The organism is Phenylobacterium sp. (assembly GCF_030646615.1).
Taxonomy (GTDB): domain Bacteria; phylum Pseudomonadota; class Alphaproteobacteria; order Caulobacterales; family Caulobacteraceae; genus Phenylobacterium.
The window spans coordinates 106,200-132,086 of record NZ_JAUSLG010000066.1 but is presented as its reverse complement, the minus strand read 5'-3'; the positions used below and the strand labels follow the sequence as shown (position 1 = coordinate 132,086).

Here is a 25,887-nt window from a genome sequence, read left to right as displayed (position 1 = left end):
CTAGCTAAACAGATCGCCCGTGGCCGCGCGCTCCGGCGCCGGCGGCCGCGGGCGTTCGCGGGTCAGGAGGAAGAGCGCGGTCTCGGCCCGCCAGTTTTCGATGGGGCGGGCGGGATCGATGCTGCGGGCCGGCTGGTCGGGACTGACCGCGGCGCAGGCCTCGATCCGCAGGCCAAGCTCGGCGCAAAGCGTGGTGAAGTCCCGCAGGGTGCAGAAATGGATGTTCGGCGTCGACCACCAGGGGTCGGGCAGGGCCTTGGTCTCGGGCATGCGGCCCTGGGTCAGCAGGGCCCAGCGCATCCGCCAGTGACCGAAGTTCGGCACCGAGACCAGCGCCCGGTCGGCGATCCGCATCAGTTCGATCAGCACATGCCGCGGCTCACGCATCTGCTGCAGGGTCTTGGACAGGATGGCGTAGTCGAAGGCCTGGGTCGGGAAGTGGTCCAGGTCGCGGTCGCCGTCCCCCTGGACCGCGGCGATGCCCTTGGCGAGGCAGGCGGCCACGCCGCTGGGGCTGATCTCCAGCCCCTGGCCATCGACGCCCTTTTCCCGGGTCAGCAGATCCAGCAGGTCGCCCTCGCCGCAGCCGACATCCAGAACCCGGGTGTTGGGCCGCACCAGGCGCAGGATCTCCTTGAAGTCCTCCCGAAGCGCGCTCACGCCAGACCCCCCCGCGAGGCCTGAGACTCGAAGAAGCCTCGCAGGGCGGAGTGGAGCACCGGCTCGTCGAGGAAGATGGCGTCGTGGCCCTTGTCGGTCTCGATCTCGACGAAGCTGGCCCGGCAGCCCGCGGCGTTCAGGGCGCGGACGATGTCGCGGCTCTCACCGGTGGAGTAGAGCCAGTCCGACGAGAAGGAGAGCACGCAGAAGCGCACGTCCCGGGCCCGGCGGAAGGCGTTGGCCAGCACGCCTCCATGGCTGGCGGCCAGGTCGAAATAGTCGAGCGCCCGGGTGATGTAGAGATAGGAGTTGGCGTCGAAGCGGTCGACGAAGGAGGCGCCCTGGTAGCGGAGATAGCTTTCCACCTGAAAGTCGGGGGCATCAAAGCCCCAGGACAGGCCGTCCCGCTGCAGCTCGCGGCCGAATTTCCGCTGCAAGGCCGCTTCGGACAGATAGGTGATGTGGGCGGCCATGCGGGCCACGGCGAGCCCCTTTTCCGGGCGGACCCCATGGGCCTCATAGGCGCCGCCGCGCCAGTCGGGATCGGCCATGATCGCCTGGCGGCCGACCTCGTGGAAGGCGATGTTCTGGGCTGAATGGCGGGCGGCCGCCGCAATGCAGACCACCGAGCGCAGCCGATGCGGATAGTCTGTGGCCCACTGCAGGACCTGCATGCCGCCCATGGACACCCCGACCACGGCGAACAGGGTCTCGATCTCCAGGGCGTCCAGCAGCATGGCCTGGGCGCGGACCATGTCGGCGATGGTGATCACCGGGAAGGTGAGGCCATAGGGCTTGCCGGTGGCCGGATCGAGGGACGAGGGGCCGGTCGATCCCATGCAGCCGCCGACCACATTGGTGCAGATGATGAAATAGCGGTCCGGATCCAGGGGCAGGCCCGGCCCGATGACCCGGCTCCACCAGCCGGGCTTGCCGGTGATGGGGTGGATCGAGGCGGCATGCTGGTCGCCGGTCAGGGCGTGACAGACGAGCACGGCGTTGGATCGCTCGGCGTTCAGCCGCCCATAGGTCTTGTAGGCGATCTCCAGGGGCGCCAGCACGGCGCCGGAGTCGAGGCGCAGCAGGGCGTCGGCCGGCAGGCGCAGGGTCCCGCCGTTGGTTTCGATGGCCGGGCTCGCGATGACCGTCTGGCTCATGCCGCCTTGGACCGCCAAGCTCTGCGACTGTCAACCGCTTCGCGTCCGGGCAAGGTCGCGCTATGGAACAGGCTTGGGCTTATGGAGTGGGAATGCAGCGGCTGATCCTCTTGCGGCACGGCAAGGCCGAGCGCGAGTCATTGAGCGGGGACGATCACGCGCGGCGGCTGACCCCCCGGGGCCGCAAGGACGCCCGGGAGGCGGGCCAGCGCCTGACGGAGATGGGCTTCGCGCCCGATCTCGCCCTGGTGTCCGATGCGGCCCGGACGCGGGAGACCTGGGAGGCGCTGAAGCCGGTCTGCGAGGCCTGCGACGTCCGGGTCGACGAGGGGCTCTACCACGCCGAGGCCCAGACCGTGCTCGACCGGGTCCGCGAGGTCGCCCCCAAGGCCGGGACCGTGCTCGTGATCGGCCACAATCCAGGTCTGCACGAACTGGTCCTGCGGCTGCTGATCGAGGGCGGGGCGTCTAGCGATCTGCTGAACGCCGCCCGTTCGCGATTTCCCACCTCGGCGGCGGCGGTCTTCCTGTTCGACGGTCAAGGTCGTCCGGTCTATGACGGCCTGATGATGCCGCCGCGCGGAGGATATGATTGACCCGGATCTATAAGATCCTCCGCCGCGAGGAATGGGATCGGGCCAAGGCGCTCGGGCGGTTCGACGGCTCGGCCGTGGATCTGGCCGATGGCTATATCCACTTCTCCACCGCCGCCCAGGCCCAGGAGACCGCGCGCCGGCACTTCGCCGGCCAGGATGACCTGGTGGTGCTGGAGCTCGACGCCGACGACCTGGGGCCGGACGTGAAGTGGGAGCCCTCCCGCGGCGGCGACCTGTTCGCGCACCTCTATGGAAGCTTCGACACCGCCCGGGTCCTGGGCGTCCATGCGGCGCCGCTGGGCGATGACGGCGCGCCGGTGCTGGGAGACCTGTCTTGAGCGTCCTGCACACCCTGGCGGCCGGCGCCCTGCGCCAGATGGACCCCGAGGACGCCCACCGCCTGACGATCCGGGCCCTCCAGATGGGGCTTGGTCCCCGCCCGAGCGGCCCGGAGGACCCGATCCTGGCCATCACCTTCTGTGGCCTGTCCCTGCCCAACTGCCTGGGCCTGGCCGCCGGCTTCGACAAGAACGCCCAGGTCTTCGCCCCCATGCTGGCTGCGGGATTCGGTTTCGTGGAATGCGGCACGGTCACGCCCCTGGCGCAGGCGGGCAATCCCCGGCCGCGGCTCTTCCGGCTGAGCGAGGACAAGGCGGTGATCAACCGCATGGGCTTCAACAATGAAGGCCTCGACCCGTTCGCCGAGCGACTGGCCCGCCGCCGCCGCGGGGTGGTGGGGGCCAATATCGGAGCCAACAAGGAGTCCGAAGACCGGATCGGCGACTATGTGACGGGCCTGCGCCGCCTGTGGGGCCTGGCCTCCTATTTCACCATCAACATCTCTTCGCCCAATACGCCGGGACTGCGCGCCCTGCAGACCCGCGAGGCCCTTCAGGAGCTGTTGGGACGCTTGGGCGAGGCCCGCGACAGCCTGCCGGCCGAGGGCGCGGCGCCGATGTTCCTGAAGGTGGCGCCCGACCTGGAGGAGGCCGAGATCGCGGCCATTTGCGATGTGGTGGCCGAGGCGGGTCTCGAGGCCGTGATTGTCTCCAACACCACGATCGCAAGGCCGGCCGACCTGCGCTCGCCCCACGCCGGCGAAGCGGGCGGCCTGTCCGGCGCGCCGCTGCTCACCGCCTCCACCCGGGTGCTTCGCCAGTTCCACGAGGCCGCCCAGGGTCGCTTCCCCCTGGCCGGGGCCGGGGGCGTGGCCTCGGGCGCGGACGCCTACGCCAAGATTCGGGCCGGCGCCTGCGTGGTTCAGCTCTATTCGGCCATGGTCTTCCAGGGGCCGGGCCTGGTGGCGCGTATCAAGCGCGACCTGGCCGCCCGCCTGCGGGCCGATGGTTTCACCTCGACGGCCGAGGCGGTCGCCGCAAGCTGAGGCTTTGGCGGCCCTGGCGCCCAGCGGGGCCATGAGGCGCGTTGCTCAATCGGGCGGCGTGCATTAACGGACAGGCATGGCGGAGCCTCCCTCGCCACCGGAGCCCTCGGGGCCTGACAGGCGCGGCTTCTTCTGGCCGGGCGGCCTTTCTGCTCGCCTGCTCATCCTGACCAGTCTGTTCGTGCTTTTCGGGGGCGCCCTGATCGTGCCGCCGACCCTGGCGGCCTTCGAGGAGCAGTGGCTGCTGGACCGGGTCCGGGCCGCCGAACTGGCCTCTCTGGCCACCGAAGTGGCGCCCGATGTGGTGGTCAGCGAACAGCTCTCCTCCGAACTGCTGGAAGTGGCCGGCGTTGAGTGGGTGGCCATCCAGAGCGATGGGGTCCGCCGCCTCGTCCTGCGCGGCAACAATATGAGCCGCACCCCCTATCTGGTGGACCTGCGCGACCAGGCGGTCGCCTCCTGGCTGGCGGCCCCCTTCCAGACCATGTTCGGCGGCGAGGGGCGTATGGTCCGCGTGGTCGCCGAGCCCCGGTTCCGCGACGCCGAGTTCATCGAGATCGTCGCCCCCGACGCCGAGCTGCGTCAGGAACTGACGGCCTATCTCTGGCGGCTGATCGCGGTGACCGCCTTCGTCTCGGCCATGGCCGGCGGGCTGGTCTATCTGTCGCTGAACCTCTTCCTGGTCCGGCCCATGCAGCGGATCACCCGCGGGATGGAACTGTTCCGCACCGATCCGGACGATCCCCGGGCGACGGTCAAGCTGTCGGGCCGCCGGGACGAGATCGGCCGCGCCGAGGTGGAGCTGGCCCTGATGCAGGGCGACCTGCGCGCCGCCCTCAACGCCCGCGCCCGGCTGGCGGCCCTGGGCGAAGCCGTGGCCAAGATCAATCACGACCTGCGCAACATGCTGACCAGCGCCCAGATCGCTTCGGAACGGCTGGCCGCGTCGGCCGATCCGGATGTGAGCCGAGCCCTGCCGCGGCTGGAGCGGGCGCTGGACCGGGCGGTGAAGCTGGCCTCCCACGTGCTCACCTATGGCAAGACCCAGGAGGCGCCGCCGGAGGCGCGCACGGTGAGCCTGGCCGAGGCCGCCGAGATGGCCGCCGAGGAGGCGCGCCTGGCCCCCGACGGGGTGCGGCTGGACCTGCAGGTCGCCGCCGCCGATCAGGTGTTGGCCGATCCCGACCAGTTGCACCGGATCCTGGTCAATCTGATGCGCAACGCGCGGGAGGCCATCGAGCAGCAGGACAAGGACGGGCGCGGCGTCATCACCCTGAGCCTGCGCCAGGACGACGGACTGAGCCTTGTCCGGCTGAGCGACGATGGCCCCGGCGTGCCGGCCAAGGTTCGCGAGCGCCTGTTCCTGCCCTTCACCGGCTCAGGCCGGGCTGAGGGCGCGGGTCTGGGCCTGGCCATCGCCCGGGAGCTGGCCCAGGGCCATGGGGGCGATCTGAGCCTGGTGGAGAGCGGCGCGGCGGGCACGACCTTTGAGCTCCGCCTGCCCGGCGCGCCCGCGGCGCTGGCCCCGGCGCCACAGGCCAAGGCCGGCCGGACCCGACGCAAGGCCGCGCCCGCCGCGCCCAAGGCCTGACGGGGGCTTTAGAAGCCCCGGGCGACCCCTTCGCGGCGGGGATCGGCGGCGCCGTCGAGCCCTTGCGGCGTCACCCGCACCCCGTGCAGGCCCGAGCCCTCGCCCCCGACGGCGGTGAAGGTCACGCCGCGCTCGGCGAGGCCTGCCACCACCTCTGGGGCGAACTTGTCGCCCTCTGCGGCGTAGGACGCGCCTCGGGCGATCAGGTTGGGCAGGGCGATGGCCTCGGCCACCGGCATGTTCCAGTCCAGCATCCCCACCAGAGCCTTCAGATTATAGGCCAGGATCGCCGTGCCGCCGGGGGAGCCCACGGCGGCGGCCAGCTCGCCGTCCTCCAGCACGATGGCCGGGGCCATGGACGAGCGGGGCCGCTTGCCCCCGGCGATGGCGTTGGCCGCCGGCGCCCCATCGGTGTTGACCGGGGCGAAGGCGAAGTCGGTCAGCTGATTGTTGAGGAAGAAGCCCCCCACCATGCGGCCCGAGCCGAAGATGCTCTCCACCGTGGTGGTCATGGAGACCGCATCGCCCGCGGCGTCGACGACGACGAAATGCGAGGTGCCGGAGACCTCCCGGGTGGCGTCCGGCGCGCGGACCCCGGCGCCGGCCGGCGTCCCGGGGGAGGGGGCCGGGCCGGCGGTCGGCGCGATCAGCTTGGCCCGTTCAGCGAGATAGGTCTTGTCCAGCAGCCCCTCGGTGGGCACGGCGACGAAGTCGGGATCGCCCATATAGCGGTCGCGGTCGGCGTACATCAGGCGGCTCGCCTGGGTGAACAGGTACCAGCCCTGGGCGTCGTTGGGGTGATCGGCGATGGCGGTATGCTCGAGGATGCCCAGGCCCTCCAGCACGGCGGGACCGCCCGACGGGGCAGGCGGCGTGCACACTACATAGACGCGATAGGGCCGGCACAGCGCCTCGGTCTTCTTCGGCTCATAGGCCGCCAGATCCGCAAGCGTCATGACGCCCGGCAGGTCCCCCTGGCCGACGCGGGCCACGATGGCCTGGGCGATCTCGCCCTCCAGCAGGGCGTCGGGACCCTCGGCGGCGATCTTGCGCACCGTGGCGGCGTAGGCCGGGTTGCGCAGCCGGTCGCCGGCGGCGTAGCGGGTCCCGTCGGGCTTGGTGAAATAGGCCACCGCATCGGCCGCCTTGGCCTGGGGGGCCTGGCTGGTGATCATGCCGGCCAGGCGGGGGCTGACGATGAAGCCCTCGTCGGCCAGGCGCTCGGCCGATCCGAACAGCTGATTCCATTCCAGATTGCCGTGCTCGGCCTGGGCCATGTGCAGCATGGCCACCGCGCCGGGGACGCCGGTGGAGCGGCCGCTGAGCAGCACGTCGACAAAGGGCAGGGGCTTACCCTGGGCGTTCAGGAACATGTTCGGCGTGGCCGCGGCCGGCGCGGTCTCGCGGCCATTATAGGCGCTGACCACCCCGGTTTCGGCGTCGTAATGCACCAGGAAGGCGCCGCCCCCCAGGCCCGAGCTCTGCGGCTCCACCAGGCCCAGCACGGCCTGGACGGCGACCGCGGCGTCCACCGCCGAGCCGCCGGCCCGCAGGACCTCCAGACCGGCCTCCACGGCCAGGGGATTGGCCGCGGTGACCATCACCTGGCCCTGGGTCGGCGACGCCGTCGGCGGGGTGGCCGGACGCTGGGCCGTCTGGCTCATCGGCGCGCAGGCGGCGGCCAGCAGAAGCAGGGCCGGAACCAGGGGGCGGACAAGGGGATGGGCGAGGCGGGCGATGGGACGCGGAAGGGAGGAGGACACGGCGCTCCGGGGACTGGCTTGGATCATGGCGGCACCTTAGCGGCGCCGGCGTGGACAACAACCGTCTGGCTGTGTCACCCAGCCGGAAGGGAGACCCACGCCATGACGTCATCCATCGCCCGCCCCGGCATCGCCCGCCCGGGACCGCGCAACCTGATCACCGACGTGCCGGGGCTGAAGGTCGGCCAGGCCCATGACGCCCAGGCGCGCACCGGCGTCACCGTCATCCTGCCCGACGCCCGGGCCGTGGCAGCCTGCGACGTCCGCGGCGGCGGCCCCGGCACCCGGGAGACCGATGCGCTGGATCCGCACAATCTGGTGGACGCCATCGACGCCGTGGTCCTGTCGGGCGGTTCGGTCTATGGCCTGGCGGCTCCGGACGGGGTCACGGCCTGGCTGGGCGCCCAGGGCCGGGGCTATGGCCTTGTCGCCCAGTCCGCCGTTCCGCCCTCTCCGGTCGTGCCGGCCGCCATCCTGTTCGACCTGGCCAACGGCGGCGACAAGGCCTGGGGGGAGGATCCGCCCTATCGCGCGCTCGGCCGCCAGGCGGCGCTGGCCGCAAGCGAGGCGTTTGACCTCGGCACGGCCGGGGCCGGCTACGGCGCCATGGCCGGCCGGCTCAAGGGCGGCGTCGGCTCGGCCTCGGCGATCACTGCCGACGGCTTCGCCGTGGGCGCCGTGGTGGCGGTCAACAGCTTCGGCTCGGTGGTGGCGCCCGGCGGTCGCACCTTCTGGGCAGCCCCCTACGAGATGGACGGCGAGTTCGGCGGCCTGGGCTCAGCCGGCCTGGCGGGCGCCGGCGACGACTGGGGCCTGGCCAAGGCCGATCCCCAGGCCCGCACCAACACCACCATCGCCTGCGTGGCCACCGACGCCGTCCTGACGCCCGCCCAGGCCCGCCGCGTGGCGGTGATGGCCCAGGATGGCCTGGCCCGCGCCATCCGCCCCGTCCACGCCCCCTTCGACGGGGATGTGGTCTTCGCCCTGTCCACCGCCCAGCGGCCCCTGGGCCCGCGCCCGGACTTCCAGATCGCCCGCCTGGGCGCCCTGGCCGCCGACGTCCTGGCCCGCGCCGTGGCCCGCGGCGTCCACGCCGCTGCGCCCTGGCCCGACGCCGACATACCCTGCTGGCGCGACCTCGCCTGAGGGAGGCCAAGAAGAATCGCCATTCCCCCAATTCCCCGGCTTGAACTTTCCCAAAAGGCCGACTAGGTTCCGCGCCCTTGCCGCAAGGCACTGCGCGCCCGTAGCTCAGCTGGATAGAGCATCAGACTACGAATCTGAGGGTCGGACGTTCGAATCGTTCCGGGCGCGCCACTTCTTCCCATTGAAATCATTCGTGTTTCAGCCTTTCTGCTGGGCCTCGGCAGGGCATTTCAGGCCCTGGTTTGCAGCCGGTTTGCAAATTCTGTTGCTGCTGCGTTCTCAAATTGAGCGATCGCCTGGGTCGCCAGATGCCGAGTCGGCGCCAGGTAGGTCTCCAGAATCCGAGTCGCCGTCGCCAATGAGTGCTGCGTGATAGAGGCGATCTGCGGAACCGAGCAGCCGGCTTCCGCCAGCATGGTAACGGCTGTCCCCCGTAGGTCGTGGAAGTGGAGCGACGCGTTCGTCAGCCCCGCCGCCCTCATAGCGTCTTCCCACTGACGGCCGAAATAGCGGGCCGTGAACGGGCGTCCCTCCTTCGTGGTGAGGATGACAGCTGAGCCTCTGCTCATCCCTTCCAACATGGCTCTGAGGGACTTTGTGCAGGGTATCGAGACCATCGGACCTTGCCGGCCAGCTCTCTGGTTTTTCCCGATGCGAAGGTTCAGGTGGGCACCGTCGTAGTTGCTCCAGCAAAGCTTGCGTATGTCGCCCTGGCGGAGGCCGGTGTGCAGCGCCAGGATGAGCGCTCGTTGCATCTCCACAGGCGCCGCGGCCATGAACGCTTCAACGTGTTCGGGCAGCCAGAGGATCTCGGAGCGGTCGGAGTGATAGAGGCGCTTGAAGCCTTTCACGTGGTTTGACTCCACGTGGCCGTTCTCCACAGCCCAGCTCAACATCGCCGATACGACGGCGAGCCTGTAGTCAGCTTCCCGCAATCCAGAGGTTCGGGCGACGACTGATCGCCAGCTCATGAAATGAGAACGGACCCTAGGGTTATTGAGGGCCGCAATAGGCATGTCGCCGAACTCGATCTCAGCAGCAGCCAGCTTGCGCCCGTACTCCTTGCGCGTGCTTGCCGCCAGGCGGGTCTGGAACTCCGGGGATTTTGTGTAGGCCCGGGTCAGGCCTGCGAACGTGCCAGCCGAGTGACGCTCCCGAAGCGTCTGCTCGGCTCGCGCATATGACTCCAAGAACTCCGGTGATCCAGGCTCGCCTATAAGACGGGTGCCGCTTGCGCGATGGTAATAGTAACGGGCTCGCCGTCCATCGCTGAGGCGCTTGGTGACGGTATTCACCCCTCTAAGCGCGACGCGCACTGCGTGCATACTCCCATGCAGCAAGTGGGTCGGCTAATTCGCCGTCGGCCGCCAACCCACTTAGTCGATCCATGGCTCGCTCGAGCAGCACGCGGTCAATGCGCCCACCAGGGAGTGTTGGATTTGGATAAACGCCTCGGGCTCGCGCGACAGCGAAGGCCCCTCTGCTGAGTCCGGCTACGGCCGCTGCTTGGCAGATCGTCAAGCCTCGAGGAACGACAGTGACCGAGGGGGAGGATGCTACGCGGGGGGGCATCTATGCACCCCCCGAGGAGGCTGTCGCAGTGGTTTCTTTGTCGGAAACGCATTCCGCTAACGCGTCGAAACACGCTGGCAAGAGCCAGACCCTTGTGTGAATCTGCCTTGCCGCGACCCTAGGGCGGTCATCATCCAGCTTGTTGTATCTGAATTGCATGCCCAGGCGGCGTTCGTCCGACAGGCTTACAAAAAGCGTTGCTGACCAATCGTTGTCGGATCTGTCTACGAAGATTGCGGCCCCTGTAGCCGTCGTTTCGCTGTCATGCGGAGCCGATATTGGCGCGACTGAGGGAGCCGACCTTGGTGGGAGAAGCCATGGTTCTGCTGAGTAGAACCGAGGCGGCGCTCCATCCTCTAGAGGCCGTGGGCGCTTCTCCTGATGAGATGTCGACGAGCCGGCCCCTTCTCTATTTTCTCGATTCCGAAGCGCCTCAATGAGGCAGATCATCGTGTCCGCGAGCGTGTCCCGCGCCAGACTGGGGAACATCGCACTGAACGACTCCCGGCTAAGCTCGATCACGTCGGGGTCGTAGATCCCCGCCATGACGGTACGTGTGGATCCCAGAGATTCGACGGCGGCCGCAGCCTTGGTCATGTCGCCAGCCACGGCCAACCCAAGCAATAGGCTCGCGACGTCCCTGCTCGACATTTCCGCCCCATGGCGACCTCGCCCGAATGTCGTGATCAGCCCACCCTCGCGGAGGCTCCGAGCTAGCACCTTGATCGACGCTTCGGTTTCACCCGTCGCGTGGGCGGCGGCGCGAACGAGGTCTGGGAGTTTTGCCATGGCTCAAATGTGAAGCAACGCACACGAGATCGCAAGCTCTAATGCGAAGGTCCACGTTTGAGCGTCGATGCAACTTAAGACAGGCCCCCTTGGCCCATACGGGGCGGGCCCAGCCCAGCCACTCCTGCCAAGTGCGCCCGCAGGATGGGTGGATGAACGGCATGCGGCCCGGCCTCACGAGCGCGATCCCAACTGCCGCTCGTAGCGCCAACCGGAGCGCCTCGATATCGGGCGATGCATCTCCTCGGCATCCTGGAAGCGGGCGCGCATTCAAGATGACGTCCCGGCCTGAGCCCGTTGGGAGGCGTGATCCGACCGGCGCGCGGGGAGAAATTCTGACCGAAAGTACTTCAGGTCGCCGCGAAGGATGTGTTTCGTGGAGGTCTGCTCAAGGTTCGCGCAACGCGGTGATGAGAGGGGGGCGGCACGTTGTACATCCAGTGGTGCGTGAAAGGCATTGCGAGTGGCCCGGGATTTGATTGGGCTCACGCCCAACTGATGCTAAGCGCCGAAGAAGGCATCATCAGCAATTGGTGGCATCATCACGGGACAATCGCCCCGACTGGCGTCGCGAGTGTTTTGAACCTGGCTAACCTCTACCGCCATCTGAATGACTACGGGGCCTATGGTCCTGTCTCCCCGTTCATCTCCCTTGCCGCCGGAAGCGTCGAGCGAGACGCCTACCTTCATACGAACACCATCCACAGCGCCATCGACACAGCGCTTTGGTTCGCGACCGGCTTTGGGACCCGACCCGGCGCTCTGTTCTACTGCTGGGTCCCGGTAGGATTGAACCCGGCCGTCGAGGTGAGTTCCGTCGGGGAGTCGGTGAGAGACCTCCACGTTTACAGGGACTATCTCCCGTTCCAGCCCGAAGGCGAGGTGACGGCGAAGATCAACATCCCGGCCAATCAAATCCAGCGTGTCGAGTGGTGGGGTTCCTTCACCGACACAGCGCCGGCCGACATCTATGTAAACCCGCTTTTCGTTGAACCGACACCACTGACGACGCTGCGGGATTTGTTCTAATGGCGTTTCACGAAGCGATTAGCGACGACTTGCTCAAGCGCCGTCGGCTGTTCTGCGAGGCCCGCGTGAAGGCGCGCGCGGAGGCTGAAAGGGAAGGCTCTACCCAACTGATCGTGGCGGGACTTCACAAGGAACTCGCAGCCATCGCCCTGCTTCAGGGGGATTTAGAGGACGGGCGAAAGCACCTCGCTGAGGCGGGCGAACTGTTGGTACGGCAGAACGTCGCACACGGTTTGGTGCTGCTGGGGTTGGCTGGAACGCACCGGGTTCTCGATGATGCCCTGGCTAGGAAGATCGCTGATGTAGCCGCCCACCTCGACGAGGCGCACGAAACTGTTGAGGCCCGCGTCCGGGGGGCCGCGTTCTACTCTCCGATCCAATGGCTCGCCGTCATTCAAGCTTCGGTGCTTGCGCATACGGAGGGCGTAGACGTGTCGGTGCTCGTCGAACGGCTGCGTTCTCAGGGCAGCGTGACCATGGCCAATGGTCTGCCGCTAGGCCTGTACCTTGATCTGCTTTCGCCGCGCGACGAAACTCCTGCTATGCCGAGCCGTCGGATGGAGGACTTCTTCACCCTGCTGAGCTGGCGGCGGCGGGCCCTTCGGATCGCGAGAGAGGACGTCTATCACTGGGAATCAACACTCGATCCGGCGGCCTTGATCGACTTCGATCTTGTCGCTCTTTTCGTGAGCTGCCCGATCCCCGAACTTGTCCAACCATGGAGGTCCGCAGATTCGGACAGCCACCAACTCGAGTTGCTGCCGATGATCATCGCCGATCGCCTTCGTGGGGTCGCCGAGGGCCGGAGGCCTGTCTAACTTCCAGCATGGCCTCAACGAACTCTGGCGCTCAGAACAGCGGACGAAGTCCATGGCCGAAGAGAAATCCAGGAGGCAGCTGCGCAGCGCAGCATGAGGGGTGGAACTGAATGTCTGGATCCGCGCGGTGGCAAGGCCGTTCTTGGCGCGTATCTGTCATCGGTTAGCGAGCGGCGAAATTCACCTTTCGGAAACGGCTGGTACGTATTACCTTTGAAGCACATCGTGCCCTACGGCACACCGTGGTGACCCTAGCGTTGCAAGCTAGGGGCAGCCACCGGGGCTACGGCCTCGAGATCCGACGGTTCCTGGTGAACCTCCCGTGTTGGCTCCGGTCAAGCGGGACGAGCGGCGCTTCCGGGCGCTTTATCGACCGGCTGGTGGGAAATAGGTCGTCACGGGTATGCGCCGCGCCTAGCTCTAGGTCGCGGCGTTTTATTTTTTACCCTTCCGCGTAGTGCGGGCCTTGCCCAGCCGGACGACATCGTCGGGGTAGATGTTCACGTACTGGGCAGTGAATGCACGCTCGCCGCGGCGTGAACAGTCGAACAGCTCGTTCTTGAAGGGCGAGCCGTCTCGAGATTGGACGTCGTGATGGAAGCCGTCGGGCAACGCGGCACCAAAACGATAAAGGCTGCGGAGGATCTCGCTCAGTTTGGTTCGTTCTGCCTCGGCTTCGTCTACTTCCCAAGTCCCGCCGTCGTATGCCGTCGGGTGCGCATTGAGGAAGGCGTTCCCGCGCGTGTCCACATGCGCATGCCTGACATCGCCGCCCAGCCACTTGATATCGTCTTTCGTCAATTGAACCGTTTTCAGCTCAGGAAAGCGATCGGTTGGCGCGCGGTCGCCACGTCTATATGCGTCGAAGAGCGCCCGTAGCCGGCGATCGCCAAGGTGAAAATTGTCCGGCGGCAGGAGGAGGACCTCGCCGTCATTCAGCAGGCGATTGACCCTCTGTTTCACTTCGTCGAGCGCCTGCTTAGACGCGCTAGCCGCGCTCATCGCCTCGGCCGCGGCAGCGATGACAGCCTTTGGATCGTGGCGGTGTTGAATGCCCGCCTCGTTGTAAGCCTCAAGCGCAGCCATGGGCGCGGGCATCACGCTAAAATCGAACGCGGATAGGAGATGTTCTTGGTCGGCGCTCGGCACATAGAGCAGCGTGATGGTTGCGGGCCAAGCCTGGTTGGGTGGAGCGCTTCGGCGTCGCCGAATCGCAAAGCCAGCGACTTCCTCAAGCAGCTTGCCAACAACCTCTGGCGAGTAGAGCGCTCCATCTGCATGCCGCGACGGACTGCCGAAGAAGGCGACAAGCGGAAACCGATGCTCAAGGGCGGCTTGAGCTTCCTCAAGCGCCGCCTTGGGCAGGCCAGCGATTACGAAAGTCGCCTTTCGCCCCTTGGCTGCCGCCGGGGCCGCGCGACGTGGACGTCGATTCGCCAACTAGGGTAGCCGGCTCAGAGCGAGCGCGATGTCGAGCGGCACGACCAGACGGCCACGAACGTCTTCGGGCTGGGCATCGTGGAGGCGCTCAAGCGCGTTGTCGCCGATGGGCTTATTATCCTGCGGCTTCGTTGTCGGTGGCGGGCTCGGGTTCGTAAGCGCTGTCAGATCAAGCTTATGTGCCTCCGCCCATGCCTTGATCTTCCCGAGTAACTCCGGTGGGAGGTTGCGGCCATCGTCGATATAGGTCCCGGGCAGCCGGAACTCAGGTTCCACCAAGACAGCTCCGTTCTCGTCGTGATGACCAACCAGATACCTGTAGGGCGGCGAGGTACGCACACTGACTGGCTTCTCGGTGTCGGCGCAGAACGCAAGCAGGATCGGGCGCGGCAGGCGCTTGACGAGCTGATCGTCGCGTCGCTTGGCAAACGCGGCCTCCACGATGTCTTCTCGGCCCTCGGGCGCGATGACCACGAAGGCTTTTACCTGTGGGTCGGCCCGAATGATTAACTCCGGCGCGACTTCCTCGACCACCTTAGCGAGGGGACGGCGCTCGCCTTCTATGGGCCAAAGTCCCGCAGAGACCAGCTCCTTGCCGAGCGCCGAAAGCAGCATGGCGTCGCTCGGCTCCTTGTAGTGTCGCGCAACCCGCTTGCGAATTTCGTCGGCGATCATGGAGCCCCCATTCTACGACTTCGCGCGACCTTAGGCTTGAGCGAACACGGCGTCACCAGCTGTGATTTGCTGTTCTTCCCCTCATCCATCGATGGACGATCCAAGGTCCGCTTCCTGCCCCAATGCCACCTTCCGCTCGTGGTGCTGACCTGACGTCAGCTGACTTCTCGATGCATCGGGCTGCGCGCCAGGCCCACCTTAAATTGTAACGACATGAGGGGGCGGCTGTGGCCTTCGCAAATTATGGATAGGCGGCACGGTTGTGCGGTGGATTGGATCTTCGGCGGCGGCTCTATTCGAGCCGCTGAAACGAAAGAGCCCAGCTGGGCGGCCGGGCTTTATCAAATCCTCTGGTGGGACAACATCGCTCTCGTGGTCGATGGCCACTGCGTCATGAGGGCGATGAGGTGTCAGCTAAACTTGGTCAACACTGCGTTAACAACCCTCGTGGGGTACCGCGCGTTCCGTCGAGCCTGAGGCGAGTAAGACCGTAATGTAAGCCTACATTACACATCTTGCCTCCTCACACCAAGAGAACTAAGGCGACTTAAGGAGAAGGAATGATCTTTGCGAGATTTCTATCTGCCGGGAATCCTTAAGTCGCCTTAAGTCGCCTTAGTTCTCCTTAAGTCGCCTTAGTTCTCCTTAACTCCTCACATGGCCGCCATGAGGTCCATCTGGGCAGCGGTAGATCCGGATGCACGGCTCACCTCCGACTTCGTCATAGCTCTTGGCGCTTCGAGCGTCATGGCCGTGCCGTCAGTCCACTGGTGAAGATGAACCGGAAATCAGGCGTTGCTTGCCGCTCAGCCCTCTGCCGGTGAGAGCGCGAAAGGGTGTGGTGTTCACTCGCCCGCAATCCGGATAAAGGTCCCAGGTTCTGGCACTAAGTAACACCCAGATGGCTACACCGCCGCCATCTCAGTCGTCATATCCATCATCATCATAGCCGTCCGGGTATTCCTCGGGGGTCCAGGCAATCGTGTTCGCGGCTAGATGTTTCGACGGTGGCGCGCGATTCACTCGTGCGGCCATTGTGAGGCGAATTTTCTCTAAGTCGGCTGCATGAATGTAAGCGCCGAAAAACTCGCGAGCTATGTCGCTAACCGCCTGTTGAAGTAGGTGCGCCCTATAGTCGTCGTCTGCTTCCATATATCTTCTGGCGTAAATGTTGATGCGGAGAATCTCAAGGAATTCACGATCAAACTCCATGGCGCAACTTCGTTGTGCAATCTCTGAGGACCTTGCCGCCTCCCAAGATGGAGCTTTCTCGTCCGCATAGAGCGACAGAAGTCCCTCGAGGGACTGTAAAGTAGACGCTAATTCAGCACAGGCGCGCCGCGTAGCACCAAGCGCCCATCCCCCTTCCTCGGAGAATAGGTCTGGGCGCGTCGCTTTTAATTCAGCCAAGCGCGCGGCGCCTTCGCGGATAAAATCTGAGAGTATCTGAGCGTGTGCTACGGCAGACCCAAGCGCGAACGCTTTCGACGTACCGTCGATCGCGGACCCAATAGCACGCGCCCGCGCATCACCGAACTCTACCGATCGGCCGACGCTTGTGTGATCGTCCATCCTCATCGTAACCCCCGCGACTCGGCAGCAGTGCTTGCGAGGTTATTGGTGGTTTGCCTGATCGCCAAATCACCCCGAGAATCTTGTACCCTGGGTGGCACCAGCTTGATGAACTCGCGCATCTCCTCGGATTGTAGATAGCGCCACCTCGGAAGGCGTAGAGCTGTCTTGGGGCATGTGGCGTTCTCAGCGTCGCAGGTATGCTACCGCTCAGCCGCGGAGTGCCTCATGGCGACTATTGAAGAATGGCTGAGCGTTTGCGACCGGCTCTACGCCGAGGGCATGGGGAACGTGTCAGCCCAGCTCAGCGCGTCCAAAAAGGTTGACCGCGGACGAGAGGAATAGAGCGGTGGCCGAGAGCAAGGTAAACCGAGACAAACGACCGGCGCCGGCAGGCGAGGGCGCTGCGGGGCTCGCCGTGGTCGAAGTAGCCAATTGGCGTGCCGGATATGGACTGTCTTCAACAGCCCGACTGCGCCAAAACCCACGTTGTTCACGAGAACCGGCGGTCGCGGCAGACTACAACATAGCCCAACTGGTCATCAAATACGGCTGCGCCAGATAGCCATGCCCTCGAGGTCTCACCGGGCCACCAGGCCGGGTTGCCGTCTATTCCTAGAGATGCCGGTGTGCTTCAACCATCGCTATGGTTGTCGGACTTACTCGGGATAGACCGTCACAAGGGATATTGGAGCGACCATGGCGGCTTGTTCCATCCATGGTGGCTGTATCGCCAGGCCAGAGATGCAGCGCTCGGCCGTAGACCTCGGCGGTGCGGCAGATAGGCGGCCTTGGATTCAAGGCGTGTCGTCAGGTTGCGATCACCGTCCGAAAAAGTGCTGTCGGCCTTGGCCGTTTCGCAGACTACTTGGCCCGACGGGCCTAGTGTCATCAGGCCAGCGTCAAACATCCGGTGATGATTGACGCACAGGCACAGGCCGTTTGTGGGGCTGATGCGCTGCTCTCGGGTCGCGAGCCCCCAGGGGATGATGTGGGCGGCCTCTAGACACGCTTTGAAGGAAATCCCGCAAAATGCGCAGCGTCCGCTGTAGGCGTCGATCACCGCCTTACGGAAGATCATTTGCGAGACGCCGCGAGATCGGACCAGATTGTAGACCTCTTCGGCAGCTTGCGGCTCGCGCCGAAGGCGGTTCGCCAGTTCGTCGATCTCGGCGCCGCTCTCTGCATAGTCGAAGGGATTGGAGGTTGGCCACGGATAGGCCCAGACGGCGCCCCGGCCGGCTGCGCGCTCGTCGTCCTCGAGCGCCACGAAGCCGTGGCCGGGCTCGCCGCTGGCTTTTGATACGACGAGGATGGTCAAGGGCGGGAGGTCGAGATTGAGGCAGTAATCCTGGATTAGTCCCAGCGCCCAGCCGTGGCGGTGATCGATAGAGCCGATTACATCCGCCAGGGCCGAATAGGTGATTGTGCGACGCTGCTTCGCGAGGCTGGTCAGCACGGGCCAAATGCGCCACGCGGCCTCATCGCGCTTCATGCTCCGCTTAGTGGCGGGGGGAGACGAGATGGGCGTCACGTCTGTGGGACCTCGGGCCAATCCAGGGCCTCCAATTCAAAGTGCGGGACAATCCCGTGGGTGTCGAAACAAGTTTGCAGTCGCTCGGCCAGCCAGAGCTGGCCTTCTTCCGACAGGTGCACCGCGGCCTGTTGCCGATACGCGCGGCGCGGGTCCAGATTGCCCTCACCCTTAGTTAGGTTTCGCAGCGTCGAGGCGAACGATCGGGGCCCCAGGGCGTCCATAAGGGCGCTAAGCGATATGCCGTTGGCGAGTGTTCCGGCCACGAAGGTAGCGCCGTGAACGCGGATGTATCTGGGCCAGGTCTCTTTCCAAGGGCGCAGCGCTATGTCGGCTTCGGTCGCGTCATCGCGACCCGGTTGATGGGCACAGGCGATGGCCCTGCCGAAGACGACGATGTCTGATGGGTCACGGGTCAGGCGAGCGATGAAGATAACATCTCCGTCCTGGACGCCTCCCGGGCGTTTGGCGGCCGGATAGGCCACAGCCCAATGCGCGCCGGAGCGTCCGATCTCATCGATCACGGACTGGCCCAGCGATATCCTGTTCTTGCCCTCACCCAGGAACTTGACGAAGGCCTGGTTTGCGCCAGCAATGGCTACGGGGGTGTGGGAAGCGGGCTTGAGCCCCGCGTCCGCCCCATAGTCGGGCCAAGGCTCATCCTTTATGTCTGCACCGGCTGCCAGCACCCGACCCCCGAGCTTGCTACGCCAATAGCTCAACTGGGGGGCGGTGAGGTCCGGCCCGGCGAGTTGCCACAGGCGATCGAAATAATCTTGGCACGACTGGATCACAGCGAGATCGTCGGAAGCGACGCCAAACTCGTGATTTCGGTCCAGCGCGGCCCCGGTAAGATTGGCTGAGGTGATGATCGCCTGGCTCTGGCCGAACAAATAGAGCTTGGCGTGCAGGTGGCGCACGCCCCGGACCCTGGCCCCCGCCGCGAGCAGGCGCTGTAGGGCGTCAATGTCGCTGACGCCGCGCGAGAAGTCCTCGAGGCTGAACCGTGTGAGAACTTGCAGCGCGCGGGGCGCGGCGTCCAACAGTCGGTTCAGCGCCTTCAGCTTGATGAAGGGAGAGACGATCCGCAATCTGGAGGGATCAGCCGCGGCTGCCGCCATGATTTCCCGGCTCCAGTCGGTGTCGACGAGGCGAAGGCTCGTGGCAATCCTTTCGAAGTTCGGCACGCGATTGAGATATCGGAGGGGGCGCAACGGCCAAGTGGCGTACGCACATGGTTCAAGAACGTGTCGGCTTGCCAGGAGACTCTCTTTTGCTCCTATCGGCTCAACGGGCCCCATCAACCTTCACGCGACCAGCAACATCTCCGACAGCCCGTCTAGCTCATCCTTCGCAGTCCTCCACTCCGGCATGTGGCGATCGAGGAGCGCATAGAAGCGCGGACTGTGGTTGTGCTCTGCCAGGTGGCACAGCTCGTGGAGGAGGACGTATTCCACGCAGTGAACCGGCGCCTTGATCAGCGCCGGATTGAGCGTGATGGCGCCGTGCGGAGAGCAGCTCCCCCAAAACCGCTTCATCTTCAGCAGTTTGACTGGAGGCGCGATCTCGACCCACGGCAATTCGGCCGCCAACCGCGCTGTCCTCAGATTGAAGTAAGAGAGCGCACGTTGGCGATACCATCGCTGCAGGGCCAGCTTGACGTCGTCGGCGTCGCCCACCGGGGCCAACACTTCAAGCCGGCCGGCAATGAGCCTGACCGAGCGGGTAGCGCCGGGCTCGGTGATAACCTTCAGCTTATGCCGACGGCCGAGATAGAAGTGCGTCTCGCCGCTGCAATAGTCACGCGGCAGGGCGTATCGGCGGTAATCTTCGAACCGATTGATGTGATCCATGATCCAGCGGGCGCGCTTCTGAACGCCTGCGCGGATCTTGTTCTCCGAGGTGCCGACCGGCGCCTCGACCACGAGGGCGCCGCTCGGCTCCACATGGATACGTAGCTTGGCCGTCAGCCGCGGGCTTTCGCGCACGTCGTAGTCGGCGGACTTGGAGCCATAGCGCAGTGTCAGGCGCATTACGCCGCCTCCCGAGAGAGCCCTACCCTTGTGACCTCGACGACCTGATCGGTGATCGCCCGTGCCAGGTCGAGGCCGGTCAAGGCGAACAACCTCGGTAGGACTGCCTTGCGAATAGCGGCTTCGACGTTTGCAGGATTGAGCGAGTTCTCCGCGACCGCTGTCTGGACCATGCCGTCGATGTCGATGGCCGCGGCGGCAAAGCTATCGACGTCCGCGCCAAGCGCGCGCCCGTCGCCTACGGCGAGGCGGATGATTCCGAAATAGGCGGTGGCGTGCCGCTTGCCGTTGAGGGCGCCGGGCGTGCCATCGACCTTTCGGTTGGCGACCCGGTCCTCCACGTCCTTGAAGATCGCGTATTGCTTGAAGGGATGATCGAACAGCGCCGACGCCTCGGCGATGGCCGCCTTCAGCAGTTCGGAGAAATGGCGCTGGGCGTAGGGGTCTTCCACCAGATCCTGCTCGATGGTGCGTGTAAGCCGGGTGCGGATGATGTCGGTCTCGTTCCGGGTCTTCTCCTCGCTCCACTCCTCCGGCGGGGCCTGTTTTGCCACGTCGTTGACGACCAGCAGGTTGCCGTCGGAGACGACGTCTTCGCCGATGACGTACCGATCGACAATCTTGCGGATCTGGTCCTCATAGGCGCTGAAATCGACCGTCTCGTGCGCGTCCTGCTTTGCCATGCGGCGAAGGTTGGAGAAGAACTTCAGGTCGCGCTTGTAGGTGGCGATCTGGGCCTCCGAGAAAGCTCCGTCCTCGAAGAAGGAGCGCGTGGCCAGAGCCGTGCGCAGGCACATGCCTAAGGCGGTCAACGCCTCGTAGAAATCCTCGCGGACCTTCTGGTGAACGTCGGTGGATTCTCCGGCTTCATCGTCCGTGTAGCGTGGCACCAACACCTGCCGGTACTGCTCGATGTCGCTGCGGTTTCGCACACCTGCGAAGATCGTCCAGAGCGCCTCGTGGAGCGCGGGAAGCTTTTTATATTCAGTGCTGACGTTGGCGTAGAGGCTGTCGATGTCGTCAATATCGAAGCCTCCCTGGGTCTGGTCCGCCAGGTTCTGGTACTCGGTAAGGGCTGAATCCAGCTCCGCCAGGATGCCGCGATAGTCGATCAGCAGCCCGAACTTCTTCTGCTCGTGCAGGCGGTTCACGCGCGCGATCGCCTGGATCAGATTGTGCTGCTTCAACGGCTTGTCGATGTAGAGGACGGCGTTCCGCGGCTCGTCAAAGCCGGTCAGGAGCTTGTCGACAACGATGAGCAGGTCGGGCCGACCCTCCGTCGAGAAGTCTTCAATCACCTGGCGCTCGTAGGCCTCCGGGTCGCCGTGGACGTTTTCCTTCCACCATTGCAGCACCTCGGGCAGCTCGGCCTCGTCCACCTCCTCGTGCCCCTCGCGAGTGTCGGGAGACGAGATGACGATGGCGCTGCTGACGAGGCCGGTGGCGTCCAAGGCCTTCTTGTAGCGGATAGCCGAGAGCTTGCTGTCGGTCGCAATCTGACCCTTCAGGCCAAGGTCGAGGTCTTTGAAGTTGGTCTTGAAGTGGACGGCGATGTCCCAGGCGATCAGGTCGATCCGGTTGCCTGAGCCGTAGACCGGTCCCTTCTTGCCGTACTTGGCCTTCAGATCGCTCTGCTGCTTTTCCGACAGGCCCAGCGTGATCTTCTCAAACCAGTTGTCGATCGCCGCGTCGTTGATATCCAGCAGCGGCCTGCGCTCCTCGTAGAGTAAGGGCGTCACTGTGCCGTCGCTGACGGCGTCGCGCATAGTGTAGGCGTGGATGATCCGCCCGAACTTGCTGGCGGTCTTGTCCTCCTTCAACAGCGGGGTGCCGGTGAAGGCGACGTAGCTCGCCTTCGGCAAGGCCTGGCGCATGCGCTCGTGGTTTTCGCCGCCCTGGCTACGGTGGCCTTCATCCACCAACACGATCATGTCCGCGCTGTCGTTGTGGCACTCTGGCAGCTTCGAGGCGCTGGCGAACTTGTTGATGATGGTGAAGATGATCCGCTCGGCGCCCTTGCCGATGCGGCGGGCGAGATCGCGACCCGATGAGGCCTTGGCCTTAGCGCCATCCTTGTCCGCCACCCCCGAGCCAAAAGCGCCTCCGGTGAGGAAGTTGCCGGCGAGCTGCTTCTCCAGGTCACGCCGGTCCGTCACCACCACGACGCGGCAATTCTTCAACGCGTCGTCGAGCAGCAGCGCCTTGCAAAGCAACACCATGGTGAAGCTCTTGCCCGAGCCGGTCGTGTGCCAGATCACACCACCCTCGCGCCCACCGTCCGACCGGAGGGTGCGCACGCGCTCGAGCAGCGCCTTGATCCCGAAATACTGCTGGTGGCGGGCGGCGATCTTGCCGGCCTTCCGGTCGAACAGCATGAAGGTGCGTGTGAAATCGAGCAGGCGCTCGGGCGAGCACAGGCTAATCAGCAGTCGGTCCTGGCCGGTGACCTCCTGTTCCTCGCTCCAGAGGCTGACGAAGTGCGCTTTCACGTCGGACAGGCGGTCGCGCAGCAAGGCCTCGCGGGGATCAGTTTCCAGCGCCTGGTTCTTGATCTGCTTGAAGTGGGCCTCGTCCAGCACCTCTTCGCGCCAGCGCGCCCAGAACTTCTTCGGCGTCCGCGTTGTGGCGTAGCGCCCGTCCGTCATGCCGATTGAAAGCAGGAGCTGGGCATAGGCGAACAGCTGCGGGATCTCGTCCTGCCCCTGGTTGCGGATCATCTGGCTGATGCCTTCATCAACCATCGCCTTGTTCGGGTTGCCGCTGTCCGGGCGCTTGGCTTCGATCACCAGCAGGGGAATGCCGTTGACGTAGCCGACCACGTCCGGCCGCCGGGTATGCACGCCCCCGGTGGCCAGCAGTTCCACCTCCTCCGTGACCGTGAAACGGTTGGCCCGCGGCCGGGCCCAGTCGATGACCGGGACGGTCACGCTGTGGCGCTTGCCGTCCACGAACTCGGTGACCGTCACGCCCAGGGTGAGGGCGTTGTAGATGCGCTCATTGGCGGTCAGCAGGCCTTCGTTGAGCGGAGGCGAGGACAGCTCGCGCACGATCTGGTCAATGGCATTGGTCGAAAGCGGATAGGTCTTGCCCTTGTATTCGAAGGTCCGGAGCCGCAGCTCCTCCACCAGCACCGGTGCCAGCAGAACGCCTTGCGGCCCGCCAAGCGCGGCCATGGCCTCGGCCGGCGGCATGTAGTTCCAGCCCAGGGCCACGAGCGTCGCCAGGGCCGGGACGTGGGAGGAGTAGATTTCAGCAGTATCTGGAGAGTGGGTCACGGCGCTGCCGCCTTCTTGGTGCGTTCCTTAGGCTTGGCCGGCTTGGGCGGCGACTTGTCCGGGATGAAGCAGAGTTCGGCTTTGATCCCCATGACCTGGAGATCCTTGAAGGCCCGCCGCAGGCTGATGCGCGAGAAGAGCGGCAGGTTCCTCGACTTGTTACCCGGCGCCTTGGTCGTGACCACGCCGAAGACGACCTTCAACTTGTCGTCGTCCAGGGGCTTGTGAAACGCCACGTCAGCGCCCGCGGGCACCTTTTTGGTGATCAGCGCCTTCAGTCGGGCCTTCGCCTGGGGCTCGTCGCGGATCAGCCAGACCGAATTGACGCCCTGATTGAACAGGTGGCTCAAAGAACCAGACAGCGTCTTGAGCTTGATGTGATGGAGCACCGCGGCGCCGTTGATCACTTCGAACAGGTCACACGGTTCGACGGCCTTCTGTCCCGCCGGGGCGATGCTCGTGGTGTCGAGGCACAAGCGCTCGGCGGTGGCCGCCGCCTTGTTGTAGGCACCCTCGCTGGTGTGGTTGTAGTCGGGCAAGGTCGTGGCCACGATCTTGGGATCGAGAAAGTCCTTCAGGTCGTCGATGAACGACTGCTTGACCTCGTACCACTGGCCTTCGCGCAGGTGGTAGGCAACGCCGTTGTGGGCCGTATCAAACAGCAGACAGCGCAGGATCTTATATTCCGCGTGGGTGATTGATCCGTCTTCGTTGGTGACGAGCAGGCGATGCTTTTTCAGGTCTTCCAGCGTCAGCGCCGCCGGGTCTTGATCATGGTCGTCCAGGTACTGGAAGTAGTCATCGATATCGGCGTCATCCGAGACCTTGCCGCTTCCGGCGCCGGCGTAGCTCACGCCGAAGTTCGAGTTGAAATCCTGGATTTCCGGGACGGTCAGCACGACACCGTCGTCCTTGGCGTGAACCGCGCTAATCAGCTCGCCATTCAGCCCCTTTGCGATCGCCGGATCGCGCACCGGCGACACGTTCAACAGGGCCGGGAAACTCGTGGCGTAGGTATTCTTTCCGTAGAGATCGAGCAGTGTGGCGCACACCGTTGAGAGATCGCCCGACGCCTTGTCCGTGCTGATCCGCACGTTGGCGGCGCCGGTGATGTTGCGGCACAGGTCCTTCAGCGCCGGGTCCTTCACCTTGCCGGTCAGGCTCTTCAGGATCGTGCTGTCCTGATCGAAGTCGAACAGGGTCAGGTCACCGGGCGCCGGAAGCTGGATGCGCTGTCGCTTAGCGCCGCTGGGCTGCAGGATGTCGGTGCTGCGGATCAGGTCAGGATCGACGGCGTTCAGCGTCACCCGAAGGCCGAAGTCGTGCTCGTACTGTTCGTCGTCGAGGTAGTGGCTCACGTGGCCGAAGGAGAGCGCGAACCAGCGATCCTTGACGGGAAGGAACACCAGCGCGCCCTTGGACATCTGCTCCAGCTTGGCGGCCAGGCCGAAATAGCCCGCCCACCAGATCGGCCGAGGGTCCGTGTCGAGGACGTACAGGACCGCTCCCTTCGGTAGGCCCTCGCCCTTGATGGTGTCTTTAAGAGCGTGCCCGGCTTTCAACGCATCCGCCGGCGCCTTTACGTCCGACTTCAGCAGGAAGATCGAGAACGACCGGCTCTTGTTGCCCCCCTTGCTCATGCCGCCTCGCTTTCGGCTGGGCTGACGCGGCGCTTGCCGCTCAGCAGTTGTTGCATCAGCGCGGCCTTCTCCTGCTTCAAGGCGAGGAGCTTCGCTAATTGGCTCCGGACAAGCACGTCTGCCGTGCGCAAATGTTCCGCAATCGCGTCCTGCTCGTCCCGCGGCGGGATGGCGAACTTCAGCCGGGCGAGATTCGATGCACTGATATGGACCACGGCGTTGCCTTGCCCCATCTGCGCCTTCTGGATCGCCAGCTTGGGCGAGTTGAGGAGGTAAGCCAGGAAGACAGAGTTCTCCCCTTGCGGGGTGAAGACAACGATGTCTCCTCCAGCGTAGGCCCGTTCGGGACCGTCAAAGGCCACACATTTTCCGATTTCCTCGGCCGTCTCTCCAGAGCACGCGAATAGGATATCCCCGCGCCCGATCGGCTCGCTCAGGGACGCTGACGCTCGATCGATGTAGGATCCGAATTCCTGAATGAGGTCGTGGTGCAGGGTGTAGATTTCTCCGTACCGTACGCAGGGCAGCCCTGACGGCCTGACTTCCGCGCGGCTGATGCCCTTGCCTTTCCTGAACGTGCCGAGTTCGCTGAGCGTGACTTGGCGCCACGGCTGGTCAAACCCGGGCAGGCGGCGCTCCCCTGTCAGCAGCGCCTGCATCATCGCTGCCTTCTGCTCGCGGGCGTTGGCGATCAGACCCCCGACGGTCTCGATGGCCCGGTCCCAGGTGGCGAGGATTTCCGCGATCCGGCGTTGTTCGCGCGCGGGCGGCAGATCGAAATCCCACTTCAGCCACTCTTGCAGCTTGAAGATCATCTTCTCGACGTGAACGCCGATGCTGGAGTGGAAGCAGGTCTGCTGAAAGTAGATCGAGTGGGCGAGGCAGTTCAGGAATTCCAGGTGCAGCGACGGGCGCGCCCGGAGCACGGCGTACTCATTCGACACGATGGCGCCGTCGAGTTCGGGCGGCACAATCCCACACGCCCCATGCACGATCTGGCGCTTTGAGATCAGAAAGTCCCCGGCCTTGAGCCGGAACTGGCTCTTGACCGCGATTTGCGAGCCCCTGAGGCGCTCGCGCAGGACGACGCCGCCTCGCGAGCGCCTTACTGTCACGAGGGCGTAGACCTCGTCGTCCGCCATGTTCAGCGGGCGCAATTCCTCGATCAGATGGGCGGACAAGGGCCCCCGCGTCCAACCTGGCGGACAGGTGC

The 25,887-nt window shown here is 65.1% G+C and carries 20 protein-coding genes and 1 tRNA gene; 8 read left to right on the top strand and 13 right to left on the bottom strand.

Going from position 1 to position 25,887, the window contains the following annotated elements; all coding sequences use genetic code 11:
- Both metW and metX read right to left on the bottom strand, forming a co-directional pair.
- Window positions 1-660 (bottom strand): methionine biosynthesis protein MetW, encoded by a 660-nt coding sequence (metW, locus tag Q7S93_RS11510; protein WP_304714046.1) that lies wholly within the window; start codon window positions 658-660, stop codon window positions 1-3.
- A complete protein-coding gene (gene metX / locus Q7S93_RS11505) occupies window positions 657-1,817 on the bottom strand; it encodes a homoserine O-acetyltransferase MetX (protein WP_304714045.1) in 1,161 nt (386 codons plus the stop codon). Before metX ends, metW begins: the two co-directional genes overlap by 4 nt.
- A 92-nt stretch (window positions 1,818-1,909) precedes the next feature.
- On the opposite strand from metX, the gene Q7S93_RS11500 reads away from it, so the two are divergent.
- From Q7S93_RS11500 to Q7S93_RS11485, 4 genes are all read left to right on the top strand, one after another.
- A complete protein-coding gene (locus Q7S93_RS11500) occupies window positions 1,910-2,413 on the top strand; it encodes a SixA phosphatase family protein (RefSeq protein WP_304714044.1) in 504 nt (167 codons plus the stop codon).
- A complete protein-coding gene (locus Q7S93_RS11495) occupies window positions 2,410-2,751 on the top strand; it encodes a DUF952 domain-containing protein (RefSeq protein ID WP_304714043.1) in 342 nt (113 codons plus the stop codon). The genes Q7S93_RS11500 and Q7S93_RS11495 overlap by 4 nt, the downstream gene beginning before the upstream one ends.
- Complete coding sequence (locus Q7S93_RS11490; RefSeq protein WP_304714042.1) at window positions 2,748-3,797, top strand: quinone-dependent dihydroorotate dehydrogenase; 1,050 nt, start codon at window positions 2,748-2,750, stop codon at window positions 3,795-3,797. The genes Q7S93_RS11495 and Q7S93_RS11490 overlap by 4 nt, the downstream gene beginning before the upstream one ends.
- A gap of 76 nt (window positions 3,798-3,873) precedes the next feature.
- Window positions 3,874-5,388 (top strand): sensor histidine kinase, encoded by a 1,515-nt coding sequence (locus tag Q7S93_RS11485; RefSeq protein ID WP_304714041.1) that lies wholly within the window; start codon window positions 3,874-3,876, stop codon window positions 5,386-5,388.
- A gap of 8 nt (window positions 5,389-5,396) precedes the next feature.
- On the opposite strand, the gene ggt is transcribed toward Q7S93_RS11485, so the two are convergent.
- Entirely contained in the window at window positions 5,397-7,178 is a 1,782-nt protein-coding gene (ggt, locus tag Q7S93_RS11480; RefSeq protein WP_370652142.1) for a gamma-glutamyltransferase, read from the bottom strand.
- 75 nt (window positions 7,179-7,253) lie between these two features.
- Between ggt and Q7S93_RS11475 the strand changes: the two genes are divergently transcribed.
- Both Q7S93_RS11475 and Q7S93_RS11470 read left to right on the top strand, forming a co-directional pair.
- Entirely contained in the window at window positions 7,254-8,297 is a 1,044-nt protein-coding gene (locus Q7S93_RS11475; RefSeq protein ID WP_304714040.1) for a P1 family peptidase, read from the top strand.
- Window positions 8,298-8,391: 94 nt separating this feature from the next.
- Window positions 8,392-8,468, top strand: a tRNA-Arg gene (locus Q7S93_RS11470).
- Between the two features lie 59 nt (window positions 8,469-8,527).
- Here Q7S93_RS11470 and Q7S93_RS11465 read toward each other — a convergent pair.
- Window positions 8,528-9,487, bottom strand: coding sequence for a tyrosine-type recombinase/integrase (locus Q7S93_RS11465; RefSeq protein WP_304714039.1), 960 nt, complete (start codon window positions 9,485-9,487; stop codon window positions 8,528-8,530).
- 1,600 nt (window positions 9,488-11,087) lie between these two features.
- Between Q7S93_RS11465 and Q7S93_RS11460 the strand changes: the two genes are divergently transcribed.
- Both Q7S93_RS11460 and Q7S93_RS11455 read left to right on the top strand, forming a co-directional pair.
- Window positions 11,088-11,687 (top strand): hypothetical protein, encoded by a 600-nt coding sequence (locus Q7S93_RS11460; RefSeq protein WP_304714038.1) that lies wholly within the window; start codon window positions 11,088-11,090, stop codon window positions 11,685-11,687.
- A complete protein-coding gene (locus tag Q7S93_RS11455; protein ID WP_304714037.1) occupies window positions 11,687-12,505 on the top strand; it encodes a hypothetical protein in 819 nt (272 codons plus the stop codon). The genes Q7S93_RS11460 and Q7S93_RS11455 overlap by 1 nt, the downstream gene beginning before the upstream one ends.
- A gap of 435 nt (window positions 12,506-12,940) precedes the next feature.
- Here Q7S93_RS11455 and Q7S93_RS11450 read toward each other — a convergent pair whose 3' ends face one another.
- The 9 genes from Q7S93_RS11450 to Q7S93_RS11410 form a co-directional block, all read right to left on the bottom strand.
- Window positions 12,941-13,945 (bottom strand): hypothetical protein, encoded by a 1,005-nt coding sequence (locus Q7S93_RS11450; protein ID WP_304714036.1) that lies wholly within the window; start codon window positions 13,943-13,945, stop codon window positions 12,941-12,943.
- The gene (locus Q7S93_RS11445; RefSeq protein ID WP_304714035.1) at window positions 13,946-14,620 is read right to left on the bottom strand and encodes a hypothetical protein; all 675 of its coding nucleotides are present in this window, start codon (window positions 14,618-14,620) and stop codon (window positions 13,946-13,948) included.
- A gap of 921 nt (window positions 14,621-15,541) precedes the next feature.
- The gene (locus tag Q7S93_RS11440) at window positions 15,542-15,832 is read right to left on the bottom strand and encodes a hypothetical protein (protein WP_304714034.1); all 291 of its coding nucleotides are present in this window, start codon (window positions 15,830-15,832) and stop codon (window positions 15,542-15,544) included.
- Window positions 15,833-16,868: 1,036 nt separating this feature from the next.
- Window positions 16,869-17,687, bottom strand: a complete 819-nt coding sequence (locus tag Q7S93_RS11435) for an HNH endonuclease (RefSeq protein ID WP_304714033.1) — start codon at window positions 17,685-17,687, stop codon at window positions 16,869-16,871.
- 35 nt (window positions 17,688-17,722) lie between these two features.
- Window positions 17,723-18,913 (bottom strand): phospholipase D family protein, encoded by a 1,191-nt coding sequence (locus Q7S93_RS11430; protein WP_304714032.1) that lies wholly within the window; start codon window positions 18,911-18,913, stop codon window positions 17,723-17,725.
- Between the two features lie 120 nt (window positions 18,914-19,033).
- Complete coding sequence (locus tag Q7S93_RS11425) at window positions 19,034-19,759, bottom strand: M48 family metallopeptidase (protein ID WP_304714031.1); 726 nt, start codon at window positions 19,757-19,759, stop codon at window positions 19,034-19,036.
- A complete protein-coding gene (locus tag Q7S93_RS11420) occupies window positions 19,759-23,034 on the bottom strand; it encodes a type I restriction endonuclease subunit R (protein WP_304714030.1) in 3,276 nt (1,091 codons plus the stop codon). Before Q7S93_RS11420 ends, Q7S93_RS11425 begins: the two co-directional genes overlap by 1 nt.
- Window positions 23,031-24,674: a DUF6119 family protein gene (locus Q7S93_RS11415; protein WP_304714029.1), complete on the bottom strand. Its 1,644-nt coding sequence runs from the start codon at window positions 24,672-24,674 to the stop codon at window positions 23,031-23,033. Before Q7S93_RS11415 ends, Q7S93_RS11420 begins: the two co-directional genes overlap by 4 nt.
- On the bottom strand, window positions 24,671-25,855 hold the full coding sequence (locus tag Q7S93_RS11410) for a restriction endonuclease subunit S (protein WP_304714028.1): 1,185 nt from the start codon (window positions 25,853-25,855) through the stop codon (window positions 24,671-24,673). The genes Q7S93_RS11415 and Q7S93_RS11410 overlap by 4 nt, the downstream gene beginning before the upstream one ends.
- Between the last annotated feature and the right edge of the window lie 32 nt (window positions 25,856-25,887).